Raw genomic sequence first — 14,608 nt, forward strand, 5'->3', positions numbered from 1 at the left:
CATCGCCTGGGCTAATTACTCAGGCGGCGTGCTCGCGATCAGGTGGGAATATAGGTCTTTACGCACGGAGCGGCAGCCCTGTTACAGCGCGGCATGCTCGAAAGCTCAATCCCGGGAATAGCCGATCAACGGCTTGCGCGGGCGGAACAGGATCATCAGGAGGATGCCGAGAATGCCGAGGACGGCGAAAACCGGCTGATCCAGCACCAGGCGGATCACCGAGGTCCACAGCCAGGGCGCCTTGGCCTCAACCCAGGTCCGGAATGCCGTCTGGCTGGCCTGATTGATGTCGTTCCAGAACTGGCCGAAGCGGGTGAACCGCAGGGTCTGGTCGGCCACCCAGCGGGCGCCATCATAGACCATGAAGATGAACCCGCCGGCGAGCAGCAACAGCCCAATCAGTCGGAAAAAGCCGCGGATCATGCCTCACCCTATATAGTCGTCCGATCGGACGACCCTCGGAACGCCGCCAGCCAATACAAGGGAGACGGCAGAAATTCAACCTCTTCAGGGCGTTACGGCACTCATCCCGGCTCTGAGGGGCTGCTTTTGCAGCCCGGGAAAGCGTTGACGGTGCCGAAGACCCTCTCTATAAGGGCGCCAACTGGCGGCGGGCGCAATCCTGCCGCCGCTGTTCTTTGAGCAGATGCAGGCTCTTTGGGCTTAGAGGCTTCTTGGGCTGAGAGGCTCCTTGGGCCTCAGAGGCAGCCGCAAGGCCGTCGCTCATGTTCCGGGAACAGCCTAGCAACCGAACACCCTAATTCCGAGCGTCGATTACGCGGTCAAGCAAGCCGGCGCTACCCGACGAAGACGCGACCGGTACCCGCAAAGGACATTGAGACCATGGCCAATACCACTTCCGCCAAGAAAGCGACGCGCAAGATCGCCCGCCGCACCGCTGTCAACAAGTCGCGCCGCACCCAGATGCGCGGTGCCGTACGTAACGTCGAAGAAGCGATCAAGACCGGCGACCGCGCCGCTGCCGTGACGGCGCTGGCGAATGCCGAGCCCGCCTTGATGCGCGCCGCGCAGCGAAACATCATTCACAAGAACAATGCCAGCCGCAAAGTCTCGCGGCTCACCGCGCAGATCGCCAAGCTCGCCAAGTAAACTCGCGAGCGTTCTGGCACGCCGTCCGATCGAGTCGTTCGATCGGGCGATCACATCGCACGCGTCAAATAGCCCGGCCTCACGCCGGGCTTTTTTGTTGCCCGTCATATTCACGCAAGCAGTCACGCGTCGAACGACCTTCGATCGGAGGATTGCGGCGCTTGCACCATGACGCGTCCGTAGTTTTACCTGCGAATGGTTTTGCAACAGCGGAAACTTGCACCGCGGTGCAAAAAGCCCCTGCGAGGCGGGCGCAAGTTGAATTCGCGGGCTTGCGAGTTCTGCACACCGTAGTTTCCCCGGATCGCGTCACGCGATGGAGTTACCCTGTGAAACGAGACTCAAAAAACGATGGCTCGCTAACAACTTATCGACATAGTGAGGCCAAGCATTTGGAAAATTCACCCGCGCGTCGCGCGCGTGACGCTTTTGTAAAAAATTTTTGGCGGTGGCGGAGAATTGTCACATCGGACGCGGCATCTTCGATTCTGTGCACGAATCCAAAAACTTGCTCTGAAGCCTGTGCACAAGTGCCGCGTGGCGTTAACGCAGATCAAGATTTTTGATGCCTCAAGTGTGAATCAATTCCGTTGCGAGTCTTTCCGCATAGTGTATTCCTTAAGACGTCAGCGGCGCCCACGATCTTGAGACCAGCGCGGTATCGGAAACGGGGCGAGCGTGCAAATCGGCGGCGGTGTGCACGTAGGCGACGCTTCAACAAGCGATTGTCGGATCAAAACCCACAGCAATGTGGGAACGGTAGCTCTTTGTCTGAATGTCTCCAAGCGGGATCTTTCTCTCGCGCTTAAGAGACATCTTGAAAGCTGCCCCGACAGGCATGATGGCGAAGCCGAGCGGACGACGAGTACACGGGCAGGCATCCGACTACGAAGCGGGTGTCGTTTGGACACGCAGGACCTTGTCGTGAGCAATCACGGCAGGACGGGGAGGTATCATGTCTTACGAACTCAACGCGGTATTGAAACACATTTCGACTTCCAGCATTTCGACTTCCAGCGATGCCGTTTTAGATCCGTCGGACATCAAGCCTCCCGCGTGTAACGGAGCGCCGAGTACGCGCTGACCTCGCGACCCCTCCATCTCTAGACATTGCTGATCGGACGCGGCGTTTCCGCCGAACGGTCGAGCCATGCCTGCAGGTGAAATCGCTTGAGGTCCCGCCATCGCAAATATCCCTGAGCAGGTATCCCTGGCAGGAACTCAGCATGGCGCTCACCACGCAACCTTATCTCTCAAGAAAAGTTCTCAAATGATGACAACCCCGGAACAGGATCGCTGGTCACGCGTGAAGAGTCGGCTGCGCTCGAACGTAGGCGAGGACGTCTATACGAGCTGGTTCGCGCGCATGGATCTGGAAGGCGTCCAGGACGAGAGCGTGCGTCTGTCGGTGCCAACCCGCTTCCTGAAGAGCTGGATCCAGGCCCATTATGCCGAGCGCGTGCTGTCGTGCTGGCAGGCCGAGATGCCGGAAGTGCATCGCATCGATCTCACCGTGCGCTCGGCCGTGCGCCCCGTGGTGCAGCAGAAGGAAGCGCCCGCGCCGGTCGAAACGCGCCGCTCGCCTGCGCCGGAGCTGCGCTCGACCGCGACCGCGCCGGTCTCGGCCAATCATGATGCACTCGGCGGCTCGCCGCTCGATCCGCGCCTGACGTTTGCGAGCTTCGTCGTCGGCCGTTCCAACACGCTGGCGCATGCGGCTGCGCGTCAGGTCGCCGAGGGTCGTCGCGGCGATCCCGTCATGTTCAATCCGCTCTACATCCATGCGGGTGTCGGCCTCGGCAAGACGCATCTCTTGCAGGCGGTGACCTGGGCCGGCAATTCCGGCAACGAGCGCAAGGTGCTTTATCTCACCGCCGAGAAATTCATGTACGGCTTCGTCGCCGCGCTGAAGACGCAGACGGCGCTCGCCTTCAAGGAAGCGTTGCGCGGCATCGACGTGCTCGTGATCGACGATCTCCAGTTCCTGCAGGGCAAGTCGACCCAGGCCGAGTTCTGCCACACGCTGAACGCGCTGATCGATGCCGGCCGCCAGGTCGTGATCGCGGCCGACCGTCCGCCGTCCGACCTCGAAAGCCTCGACGACCGCGTGCGCTCGCGGCTGGCCGGCGGCCTCGTGGTCGAGATGGCCTCGCTCGGCGAGGAGCTGCGGCACGGTATTCTCAAGTCGCGCGTCGCAGCCGCCCGCGCCCATCATGCGACCTTCGAGGTGCCGGAGGAGGTGCTGACCTATCTGGCCCGCGCCATCACCCATAACGGCCGGGATCTCGAAGGCGCGATCAACCGCCTGCTCGCGCATTCGAAGCTCAACAATCGGCCGGTGACGCTGGAGATGGCGGAGCACGAGGTGCGCGACCTGATCCGGCCGCAGGAACCGAAGCGGATCAAGATCGAGGACATCCAGCGCGTGGTGGCACGGCAGTATAATGTCAGCCGCTCCGATCTCCTGTCCTCGCGCCGGACCGCCAACGTGGTCCGTCCGCGCCAGGTGGCGATGTATCTCGCCAAGACGCTGACCTTGCGATCGCTCCCCGAGATCGGCCGCCGCTTCGGTGGGCGCGACCACACCACGGTGCTGCACGCCGTGCGCAAGATCGAGGCCCTGGTTTCCAAGGACACGGCGCTGTCGGACGAGGTCGAATCGCTCAAGCGCCAGCTTCAGGAATAAACGCCTATTTGCTTCTGCGCGGGTGCGACCACATCCAAGCTGCATCGGAGGTCGTCATGCCCGGGCCTGTCCCGGGCATCCACGTTCTTAGGACCGCGAACCCAGACGTGGATGGCCGGGACAAGCCCGGCCGTGACGGGCGCAGAGACGTCCCTGGCCGGCGAGGCGTTCAGCGCGTTGCGGAAACATAGGTAAATCGTGGGGAACTGCCCGCAATCCCTTGAATCCGGGGGCCATCCGCGCCACCTTGCGCGACCCTGACGGCTTTGGTCATATCGGCTGGATGATCCGGCTTTCCGGGGTCTTCGGTGCCGTGGCGCGCGTCCCGCCGCCCGGCTTTTCCAGATTTGTGTTTCCTTGGGGATCGGGCGAGTAGTGCAATGAAGGTTACGGTCGAACGCGCGCAACTCCTGAAGTCGCTGGGCCACGTCCACCGCGTGGTCGAACGCCGCAACACGATTCCGATCCTCGGCAACGTGCTTGTTAGGGCCGAAAACGCGAAATTGTCGCTGAAGGCGACCGACCTCGACCTCGAGGTCACGGAAACGCTCGCGGCGGAAACCGCGACCGCGGGCTCGACCACCGTGCCGGCGCACATGTTCTACGACATCGTGCGCAAGCTGCCGGATGGTTCGCAGATCGTGCTCGAAGCCGACGGCGACCGCGCCGTGCTGGCGATCCGTGCCGGGCGCTCCCGCTTCACGCTGCAGACCCTGCCGGAAAACGATTTCCCGGATCTCGCCGCCGGCGACATGTCGCATTCGTTCAGCCTCGCCGCCAAGGACGTCAAGCGGCTGATCGATCGCACCCAGTTCGCGATCTCCACGGAGGAGACCCGCTATTATCTCAACGGCATCTACCTGCATGCCGCGGGCTCCGCCAAAGCCGCCACCCTGCGCGGCGTCGCCACCGACGGCCACCGCCTCGCCCAGCTCGACCTGGTGCAGCCCAAGGGTGCCGAGGGCATGCCCGGCGTGATCGTGCCGCGCAAGACGGTCGGCGAGGTGCAGCGCCTGATCGAGGACAACGAGGCCGAGGTCACGATCGAGCTGTCGCAGGCCAAGATCCGCTTCACCATCGGCAATGTGGTGCTGACCTCGAAGCTGATCGACGGCACCTTCCCCGATTACGGCCGCGTGATCCCGCAGGGCAACGACAAGGAGCTCGTCGTCGACAAGAAGGATTTCGAGAACGCGGTCGACCGCGTCTCGACGATTTCCAGCGAGCGCGGGCGAGCCGTGAAACTCTCGCTGTCGCCGGGCAAGCTGGTGCTGTCGGTGACCAATCCGGATTCCGGCAGCGCGACCGAAGAGCTCGAAGTCGAATACGCCTCCGACGCCCTCGATATCGGCTTCAACTCCCGCTATCTGCTCGACATCGCCGCCCAGATCGAAGGCGACGTCGCAACGCTCCGGCTCGCCGACCCGGGCTCACCGACTCTGGTGCAAGACCGCGACGACAAGAGCGCGCTCTACGTGCTGATGCCGATGCGGGTGTGAGGGACGTGGTCCTCCTCTCGCGACACCTTTTATGCAGAGACAACCCCTCACCCGGCCTCGCTGCGCGAAGCCCCCCTCTCCCACAAGGGGAGAGGGGGAAGCTACAGCTTCGCCTGCCGAAACAAGCGCAATGCACGTTGCTGCGCCCTCTCCCCTTGTGGGAGAGGGCATCTCCACGGGCGGATACATACTCAGTCGGGTGAGGGGTTCGTGCCGCAGGAACCATCCCATCGGCCAGTCTCCAAACGTCTTCGCCAATTCGCGAAGAATATGCGGCACGAACCGGCGGATGCGGAAGCGGCAATGTGGCGCCTGCTCAGGCACCGGCAACTCTCCGCTTTCAAGTTTCGCCGGCAGGTCCCGTTCAACACCTACATTCTCGACTTCGTCTGCTTTGAGAAGCGCCTGGTGATCGAGATCGACGGCGGTCAGCACGGAGAATCACGACGCGATGCAGCGCGTGACGCAGCTCTCTCGCCGAAGGCTTTGTCATCGCGCGCTACTGGAACAACGACGTGCTCCAGCGACCCACTTCTGTATTGGAGGACATCCTTGCAAAGCTCGCCGAGCGGTAAGATACCCCTCACCCGTCGCCTCACCTTGTGAGGCGCCACCCTCTCCCACAAGGGGAGAGGGGAAGAATCGCGGCCACGACAAAGATCTGATGACCCCCTCCCGCATTCATCGCCTGACGCTGACGCATTTTCGTAATTACCGGGCGGCGGGGCTCGAGACGGCGGCCGACATGGTGGTCCTGGTCGGGCCGAACGGAGCGGGCAAGACCAATTGCATCGAGGCGATCTCGTTCCTGTCGCCGGGACGCGGCCTGCGGCGTGCGACGCTGGACGACGTCGCCGACAATCAGGGCGACGGCTCCTGGGCGGTGTCGGCACAGGTCGAGGGCGCGCTGGGCCTTGCCACGCTCGGCACCGGCATCGATCCGCCGTGCGCAGATAGCCCGGTCAGCCGGCGCTGCCGCATCGACCGCGAACCGGTCAATTCGGCGGCGGCGTTCGGCGACCACATCCGCATGGTATGGCTGACGCCGGCGATGGACGGGCTGTTCATGGGAGCGGCGTCCGAGCGGCGGCGCTTCTTCGACCGCCTGGTGCTCGCCATCGACAGCGACCATTCCAGCCGCATCTCCGCGCTCGAACGTTCGCTGCGTTCGCGCAACCGACTGCTCGAGACGCGCAATTACGACGACCATTGGTGTGACGCGATCGAGCGTGAGACCGCGGAGCTTGCGGTCGCGGTCGCCGCAACCCGCGGCCAGACCGCGGCGCGTCTGACCGGCATGCTGAACGCTCGCGCGCAGGCCTCCGCCTTCCCTTCGGCGCAGATCGCGCTCGACGGCTGGATGGAGAACGCGCTGCTGACGGAGACCGCGACGTCGGTCGAGGACCGCTACCGCCAGATCCTGCGCGACAACCGTCCGCGTGACGCCATCGCCGGCCGTACCACGGATGGTCCGCATCTCACCGATCTGCAGGTGATCTACGCGCCGAAAAGCATGCCGGCGCGCGATGCCTCGACCGGCGAGCAGAAGGCGTTGCTGATCGGGCTGGTGCTGGCGCATGCGAGCCTGGTCGCCGAGATGACCGGCATCGTGCCGCTGCTGCTACTCGACGAGGTCGTCGCGCATCTGGATCCCGGCAGGCGCGCGGCGCTGTTCGACGAGCTGCGCAAGCTCGGCGCGCAGGTGTGGTTGACCGGCGCAGACCCTGCCGCCTTCGCCGAGATCGGCGCCGGGGGCGAGATCTTTGACGTCGAAAGCGGACAGGTATCGGCCCGGCGCTAGTCGCCGCCGTTGAACCGGCCCCATTTCTGCCGCGACTAGTTGCCGGAGGCCGCGCCGACGGCGTCGCAGCCGTTTTGCAATCGCGCAATGACATGCCGCGCGAGACCCCTGGAGAGTGAGATGCGGACGGCAAGGTCCGGGGCGCAAGCTCCGGCACGATGGCGGGCGTTTGCGTGCGGCCTCGTCCTGCTCGCGATCTGCATGCTCGCTGCAAGGGCCGGCGCCGGGATGCCGCATCTCGCGGCGCTGTTTTCCGCCGATCTCACGCCGGATCCCGATGCCAGGCTGCTCGCACCGACCCGCTACAGCTTTCGAGGAATCCACACCACCCTGATGCGGGGCGTCGAAGCGCCGCTTCGGGTCAAGCTCGAGGCCACCGTGCCCGCCGAACTCGGCGACGTCCTAGCCTTCTACCGCAGGGAGCTCGGAAAGCTCGGCTGGCAGGAGCAGCACGATGGCGCCGTCGTCTCCGCCGATCACGTCCAGCTCGCGTTCGCATCTCCGCTCGGTCCGGCGATGCTGGAGCTCGGCCGCAAGGGCAGCAGCACCTTGGTTCATCTCGTGCAGAAGAACTCGGATACTGCAACCCGGGCGAACGTCATGCCCGAGCCGGGCCAGGCGAAGCTGGTGTTCAGCAACATCGGCGAGACGGAAGCCGTGCTCGGGATCAACGCGCACATCATCAAGCGCTCGGCCGGCGCTAACGCCGTCTCGCTGGATCTGGCGCCCGGCAGATATTCCTACGAACTGAACGTACCCGGCCGTCCGGCCCACAGCAATATCCTCACCGTCGCAGCCGGCGACGCCTGGGAGCTCACCATCGGGCGCGACGGCGAGGCATGGTCGCCGCTCCAGCTGTATTGAGCCGTCCGGATCTTTGAACCTGCCCGGTTCCTGCCGCGACTTCTCGTTTGAGACCCGCCGACGGTGTCGCAGCCGTTGCAATCGCGCGCGCCCAAGCGCCGCGCGGCATCCTGGAGACGTAACGATGGCGATGATCCCGCGCGGGATGCAAGTCCCGGCACGATGGCGGCTGCTTGCATGCGGTCTCTTCCTGATGGCGAGCTGCTCGATCGCGGCCGGCGCCGACGAGGGCATCGTCGACGTCCACGCGCTGCCCCAGCTCGAAGGTGCGGTGGAAGACATTTCGCGCCCCGATCCCTATAGCGTCGAATATCGCGTACCGATGCGGCAGGCCGTGACGCTGCCCGCGGTCCAAAAGCTCCTGCGCGACAACGGATGGGTGCCCTATGTGATGCCGCTTGAGGAGAAAAGCAGCCTGCTGAAGTTCAGGAAGGGACGACAAGGCCTTTCCGTTCATTTCACGCAGGCGCTCGGCCGGCCCGACCAGTCCGTGGTTTACTACACCACCGACCGGATGTACGGGAACGTGCCATTTCCGGAAGGCGCAAGTGACATCGTGTTCGACGGGACCCGGCCCTATCTCGGCTGCATCGCGCCGACGCCGCTCGATGCAACGTCGGATTTCTACAGCAGCCAGATGGCTGCGATCGGCTGGCAGAAGCTCACGCCGGAAACCGCCGCACGCTGGACCACCAGCCTGAATGAAACCGTTCCCAACGGCCTGCGCGCGTTCTACGCGCATGCCGATAGCAAGGAGACCGGCTTCTATCAGCAGAAGCCCGTGATGCTGACGCTGACGCGCCGCGACGATGGCCGCACCAATGTCGATATCCGGGTCGCCCCCTTCGCGCTGCCGAGCGAGCTCAAAGCCGATAGCGATCTGGCCGGCCTGCCGCGGCCGAGCCCGACCAAGACGGCCAGGGGGCTCGGCGGCGCGAGCGACAACAAGCGCGAAATGTCGGCCGCCGCGATGGCCGAGCTGCCGGCCGTGCTCGCCTTCTATCACCGCGAGTTCGCCGCGCGCGGCTGGCAGGAGGACGGCAGCGCGCAGCTCGCACCCGGTGACGAGGTCGCGATCAAGATCTCTTCGGCGGAGGAAACCGGCGTGCTGCGGCTTGGCCGCAAATATGATTTCACCATGGTCAGCCTGACCGCGCAGGTGAAGGACTCCGCGCTTGCCGCCCGTGCCAAGGCGAAGAAAGAGGCGGACGACAAGTTCCTTGGGGATGCGTTAGGTGCGGCCAAGCAGCTCATCACCGCCGACGAAGCCAGGCGCAAGGTGCAGGCGGCCGCATTGTCCGACGCGCCGCTCAACGCGCAGGCCGACAGCAAGATTCCGGTGCCGCTGCCTGAAAACGCCGAGGGTGTGAAGTTCGAGAGCGACGAGGGCAGGCTCGAGTTCTCCTCGACCTCGAGCGTGAAGGCGCTCACTGCGTTCTATCGCGCATCGCTCAAGCCAGCGGGCTGGAAAGAGCAGCCCTCCGTCATCAATCAGCCCAACATGGCGGTGATGGAGTTCGCAAAGAGCGGCAAGTCGATCTCGATGACCGTGATGCAGATGGGACCGAAGGTGAACGTTAGCGCCAACGGCTCCGGTCTGGTCGTCGCCGCGGCGAAGCCCGTCGAGGCCAAATCGACCCAAGCCAAGGCGGTCCAGACCAAATCGAAGGAGCCGCTCACGCCCGATCCCGATTCGGCCCTGCCGGTGCCGACGCAGCACAGCTCGACCGGCATCAGCTCCACGAAATTTCCCGGCAGCGACCAGTCGTTCCGGACCGAGCTCGAAGCCAGCATCCCCGCCGAGCTTGGCGAGGTCCTCGCCTTCTATCGCGCGGAGCTGACCAATCGGGGCTGGCAAGAGAAGGCCGACGGCGCGATCGTGACGGCCGAGCGGGCGGAGCTCGCGTTCACCTCGCCGCAGGGGCCGGCCGTGCTGAAGCTTGGCCGCGCCCGAGACGAGACCACGGTCAGCCTGATGCAGCGAAATCCGCAGGCCGCGGCCAAGGCCGACATCATGCCGAAGGCCGGACAGGCCAGGCTGATGCTCGGCAATATGGGGCCGAAAGAAGCATCGCTGACGATCAACAATCAGACCGTAAAGATCGCGGCCGGCGCCGGCGGTCCGCAATCGCCGAAAGGCCCGATGCTCGATCTGCCGCCAGGCAAGTACCAGTACGCGCTGCGTCTGCCGGGACGCCCCACTCGCACCGAGATTCTCACAGTGGCCGCCGGCGATGCCTGGGGCCTCCTGGTGGGGCCAAACGGAGATGTGCTGCCGCTTCAGATGTATTGAGCTGCAAGGCCGTTCCGGGGCGTTCCAGGCGCCTCGGAACGCCCTCGTCCCCGCAAAATCCACGCCTTCCACGGCCCGAAACGGCTTCCCGAATCGCGCTTTTTCCAAGCCGCCGAATCGGGCTTCGAAGGCCTTGAAAATCGGCCAAAAAATTCTATTTAATCAAAGACTTGCCGGGGGATACTTTGCGCTAGGCGCAATCCGTCTTTCGTGGCACAAATAGCCCGCATATCAGCGCCTTTTGCGCCGCTGATTCGGGCGACATCTCGAAGGCCTCTCATGACAGAACCTGCTCGGCAGACGCCTGCCGAAAACGAACCCTCAAATCCGAGCGATTACGGGGCGGAATCGATCCGCGTGCTCAAGGGTCTCGACGCCGTCCGCAAGCGTCCCGGCATGTATATCGGCGACACCGATGACGGCTCGGGCCTGCATCACATGGTGTACGAGGTCGTGGATAACGCGATCGACGAGGCGCTCGCGGGCCACGCCACGCGCGTGGACGTGATCCTCAACGCCGACAATTCCGTCACCGTGCGCGACGACGGCCGCGGCATTCCCGTCGACATCCACAAGGGCGAAGGCATCTCGGCAGCCGAGGTCATCATGACCCAGCTCCATGCCGGCGGTAAGTTCGACCAGAATTCCTACAAGGTTTCCGGCGGTCTGCACGGCGTCGGCGTCTCCGTCGTCAACGCGCTGTCAAGCAAGCTCGGCTTGCGCATCTGGCGCGACAACAAGGAACACTACATCGAATTCGCCCATGGCGATGCGGTCGCGCCGCTCAAGGTGGTCGGCGACGCGCCCGGCAGGCGCGGCACTGAGGTGACGTTCCAGGCTTCGACGGAAACCTTCAAGAACATCGAGTATGATTTCGCCACGCTGGAGCACCGGCTGCGCGAGCTCGCCTTCCTCAATTCCGGCGTCAACATCGCCCTCTCCGACATGCGTCACGCCGTCGAGAAGCGCGAGGAGATGCACTATTCCGGCGGCGTCGAGGAATTCGTCAAATATCTCGACCGCAACAAGAAGGCGATCGTTCCGGCGCCGATCATGGTGCGCGCGGAATCCAACGGCATCGGTGTCGAGGCCGCGTTGTGGTGGAACGACAGCTACCACGAGAACGTGCTGTGCTTCACCAACAACATCCCGCAGCGCGACGGCGGCACCCATCTCGCCGGCTTCCGCGGCGCGCTGACGCGCCAGGTCAACGGCTATGCCGAGGCCAACGCGAAAAAGGAAAAGATCGCGCTCACCGGCGACGACTGCCGCGAAGGCCTCACTGCGGTGCTGTCGGTGAAGGTGCCGGACCCAAAATTTTCGTCGCAGACCAAGGACAAGCTGGTGTCCTCGGAAGTGCGCCCCGTGGTCGAGAACGTGCTCAACGAGGCGCTGCAGGCCTGGTTCGAGGAGCATCCCTCCGAAGCCAAGATGATCGTCGGCAAGGTGATCCAGGCGGCGGCTGCCCGCGAAGCCGCGCGAAAGGCGCGCGAGCTGACGCGCAAGAGCCCGCTCTCGGTCTCTTCGCTGCCCGGCAAGCTCGCCGACTGCCAGGAGAAGGACCCGGCGAAATCCGAGCTCTTCATCGTCGAGGGTGACTCGGCAGGCGGCAGCGCCAAGCAGGGCCGCAACCGCGAATTCCAGGCCGTGCTGCCGCTGCGCGGCAAGATCCTCAATGTCGAACGCGTGCGTCCCGACAAGATGCTGCACAGCGAGCAGATCGGCACGCTGATCACCGCGCTCGGCACCGGCATCAGCGACGAATTCTCGATCGAGAAGCTGCGCTATCACAAGATCATCGTGATGACGGACGCCGACGTCGACGGCGCCCACATCCGCACGCTGCTGCTCACTTTCTTCTACCGGCAGATGCGCGAGATCATCGACGGCGGCTATCTCTATATCGCCCAGCCGCCGCTCTATAAGGTCAACCGCGGCAAGTCCGAGCAATATCTGAAGGACGAGCGGGCGCTGGAAGATTATCTGATCGATACCGGGCTGGACGATTGCGTCTATATTCCCGGCACCGGCGGCGATCGCACCGGCCGCGACCTGCGCTCGCTGGTCGATGACGCCCGCGCCGTCCGCGGCGTCCTGCGCAGCCTGCACACCCGCTACAATCGCAAGGTGATCGAGCAGGCCGCCATCACCGGCGTGCTCAACAAGGCGATCTACGGCGATCCGGAGAAAGCCGCCGCGGCAGCCCAATACATCGCCGCCCGCCTCGACACGCTCGCCGACGAGGTCGAGCGCGGCTGGATCGGTCAATACGTCGAAGGCCATGGTTTCCAGTTCGAGCGCACCGTGCGCGGCGTCAAGGACGTCGCCCTCATCGATGACGCGTTCCTGGGCTCGGTCGAAGCCCGCAAGCTCGACGAGTACACCGTCAAGCTCCAGGACGTTTATGCCCGCCCCGGCAAGCTGCGGCGCAAGGACACCGAGCACATGGTCTACGGCCCGGTCGATCTGTTCGAAGCCGTCACCGACGCCGGCCGCAAGGGCGTCTCGCTGCAGCGCTACAAAGGGCTGGGCGAGATGAATCCGGAGCAACTCTGGCAGACGACGCTGGACGTCAATGCGCGATCACTGCTCCAGGTGAAGGTCAAAGAGGTCGACGAGGCCGACGACATCTTCACCAAGCTGATGGGCGACGTGGTCGAGCCGCGCCGCGACTTCATCCAGGAACATTCGCTGAGCGCGACGATCGATATCTGAGATCGGATGGCTTGGACGGTCGTCATGCCCCGGACTTGTCCCGGGCATCTAGGTTCTCCGTGCATCTGGCAAAGGCGTGGATGGCCGGGACAAGCCCGGCCATGACGTAGAGACACGGCTGAACCTCCCCCGCCCTCGCGACAAGTGCAGAATTGCTCCCGCGCTCAATTCTCGGTAGTTTCCGCCTCGAAAACCCGCCCACCCAACACGACAGCGAGAGACCCCGTGGCGCCCATCCAGTACATTGTCGAGGGCGGTCACCGGCTCTCGGGCTCGATCGAGCCTTCCGGCAACAAGAATGCGGCCCTGCCGATCATCGCGGCAGCCCTGCTCACCGAGCATCCGGTGACGCTGGAGAACGTGCCGCGGATCCGCGACACCGAGACGCTGGTCGAGCTGATCCGCTCGGTCGGCGCGGCGGCGGAATGGACCGCCCGCAACACGCTTCATATTCACGCCAAGAGCATCCGCGCCGCCGATCTCGATCCTGATCTGTGCGTGCGCATCCGCGCCTCGATCCTGCTCGCCGGCCCCCTGCTCGCCCGCTGCGGCGAAGTGATGCTACCGCCGCCCGGCGGCGACGTCATCGGCCGCCGAAGGCTCGACACGCATGTGCTCGCACTCGAGCAGTTGGGAGCCAAGGTCACCGCGACCGACCGGCTCGAATTCCGCGCTTCGAAACTGACCGGCGCCGACGTGTTCCTGGACGAGCCCAGCGTGACCGCGACCGAGAACGCGCTGGTCGCAGCCGTCGCCGCCCAAGGCACCACCTATTTGCGCAACGCCGCGTCCGAGCCGCATGTGCAGGACCTCGCCAACTTCCTGGTCGCGCTCGGCGCAGGGATCGAGGGCATCGGCACCAACACCATGATGGTGCACGGTCCGGCGACGCTGGGCGGCGCGACCTACCGGATCCAGCCCGACCATATCGAGGTCGGCTCGCTGATCGGACTCGCGGCCGTGACGCGGTCGCCGCTTCGCATCGTGCGCGCGGGCGTCGAGCATCTGCGCTCGATCCGCATGGGATTCGAACGGCTCGGCATCGTCTGCCGCATCGAGGGCGACGATCTCATCGTGCCATCAAACCAGACGCTGAAGATCCAGGACGATTTTGGCGGCCACGTGCCGAAGCTGGAAGACCAGCCCTGGCCGGCCTTCCCGGCCGATCTGATGTCGATCGCGATCGTCACCGCCACGCAATGCGAGGGCGTGATCCTGATGTTCGAGAAGATGTTCGAATCGCGGATGTTCTTCGTCGACAAGCTGATCGCGATGGGCGCGCGTATCGTGCTCTGTGACCCCCATCGCGCCATCATCGCCGGCCCCAGCCGCCTGCGCGGTGCATCGATGATCTCGCCCGACATTCGCGCCGGCATGGCCATGCTGCTCGCGGCCGTCTGCGCCGAGGGCACCTCCACGATCAACAACGCCGACCAGATCGAGCGCGGCTACGAGCGCATCGACGAGCGCCTCAACGCGCTCGGCGCGAAGATCAGGCGCGTGCCTGAACGGAAGGGCTGAGGCGCTTCTTCCCTTCTCCCCTTGTGGGAGAAGGTGGCGTAGGCGGCCTTTGGCCGCCGTTTTTGAGAACGCCGAAGCTTCGCATCGGCTATAGCGCCGGATGAGGGGTTGCTTCAGCG

At 64.4% G+C, this 14,608-nt stretch carries 9 protein-coding genes and 1 pseudogene; 9 read left to right on the forward strand and 1 reads right to left on the reverse strand.

The window, feature by feature from the left end; genetic code table 11:
* Positions 1-105: 105 nt before the first annotated feature.
* Entirely contained in the window at positions 106-423 is a 318-nt protein-coding gene (locus IVB42_RS07970) for a hypothetical protein (RefSeq protein WP_007616084.1), read from the reverse strand.
* Between the two features lie 420 nt (positions 424-843).
* Between IVB42_RS07970 and rpsT the strand changes: the two genes are divergently transcribed.
* The 9 genes and pseudogenes from rpsT to murA all read left to right on the forward strand — a co-directional run bounded on the left by rpsT (position 844) and on the right by murA (position 14,489).
* On the forward strand, positions 844-1,110 hold the full coding sequence (gene rpsT / locus IVB42_RS07975) for a 30S ribosomal protein S20 (RefSeq protein ID WP_007598259.1): 267 nt from the start codon (positions 844-846) through the stop codon (positions 1,108-1,110).
* A gap of 1,273 nt (positions 1,111-2,383) precedes the next feature.
* Positions 2,384-3,796, forward strand: coding sequence for a chromosomal replication initiator protein DnaA (gene dnaA / locus IVB42_RS07980; protein WP_026233035.1), 1,413 nt, complete (start codon positions 2,384-2,386; stop codon positions 3,794-3,796).
* A 380-nt stretch (positions 3,797-4,176) separates the two neighbouring features.
* On the forward strand, positions 4,177-5,295 hold the full coding sequence (dnaN, locus tag IVB42_RS07985) for a DNA polymerase III subunit beta (protein ID WP_007598262.1): 1,119 nt from the start codon (positions 4,177-4,179) through the stop codon (positions 5,293-5,295).
* 210 nt (positions 5,296-5,505) lie between these two features.
* A pseudogene (locus tag IVB42_RS07990) lies at positions 5,506-5,870 on the forward strand (DUF559 domain-containing protein).
* A gap of 89 nt (positions 5,871-5,959) precedes the next feature.
* A complete protein-coding gene (recF, locus tag IVB42_RS07995; protein ID WP_018455838.1) occupies positions 5,960-7,096 on the forward strand; it encodes a DNA replication/repair protein RecF in 1,137 nt (378 codons plus the stop codon).
* 120 nt (positions 7,097-7,216) lie between these two features.
* Positions 7,217-7,960, forward strand: a complete 744-nt coding sequence (locus IVB42_RS08000; protein ID WP_026233034.1) for a hypothetical protein — start codon at positions 7,217-7,219, stop codon at positions 7,958-7,960.
* A 124-nt stretch (positions 7,961-8,084) separates the two neighbouring features.
* Positions 8,085-10,253, forward strand: a complete 2,169-nt coding sequence (locus IVB42_RS08005; protein WP_018455835.1) for a hypothetical protein — start codon at positions 8,085-8,087, stop codon at positions 10,251-10,253.
* 279 nt (positions 10,254-10,532) lie between these two features.
* Positions 10,533-12,968 carry a DNA topoisomerase (ATP-hydrolyzing) subunit B gene (gene gyrB, locus IVB42_RS08010; protein WP_018455834.1) on the forward strand — a complete coding sequence of 812 codons (2,436 nt, stop codon included), beginning with the start codon at positions 10,533-10,535 and terminating at the stop codon, positions 12,966-12,968.
* Positions 12,969-13,193: 225 nt separating this feature from the next.
* Complete coding sequence (murA, locus tag IVB42_RS08015) at positions 13,194-14,489, forward strand: UDP-N-acetylglucosamine 1-carboxyvinyltransferase (protein ID WP_247295895.1); 1,296 nt, start codon at positions 13,194-13,196, stop codon at positions 14,487-14,489.
* The last annotated feature ends 119 nt before the right edge of the window (positions 14,490-14,608 follow it).

Source organism: Bradyrhizobium sp. 45 (genome assembly GCF_023073155.1).
Classification (GTDB): Bacteria; Pseudomonadota; Alphaproteobacteria; order Rhizobiales; family Xanthobacteraceae; genus Bradyrhizobium; species Bradyrhizobium canariense_D.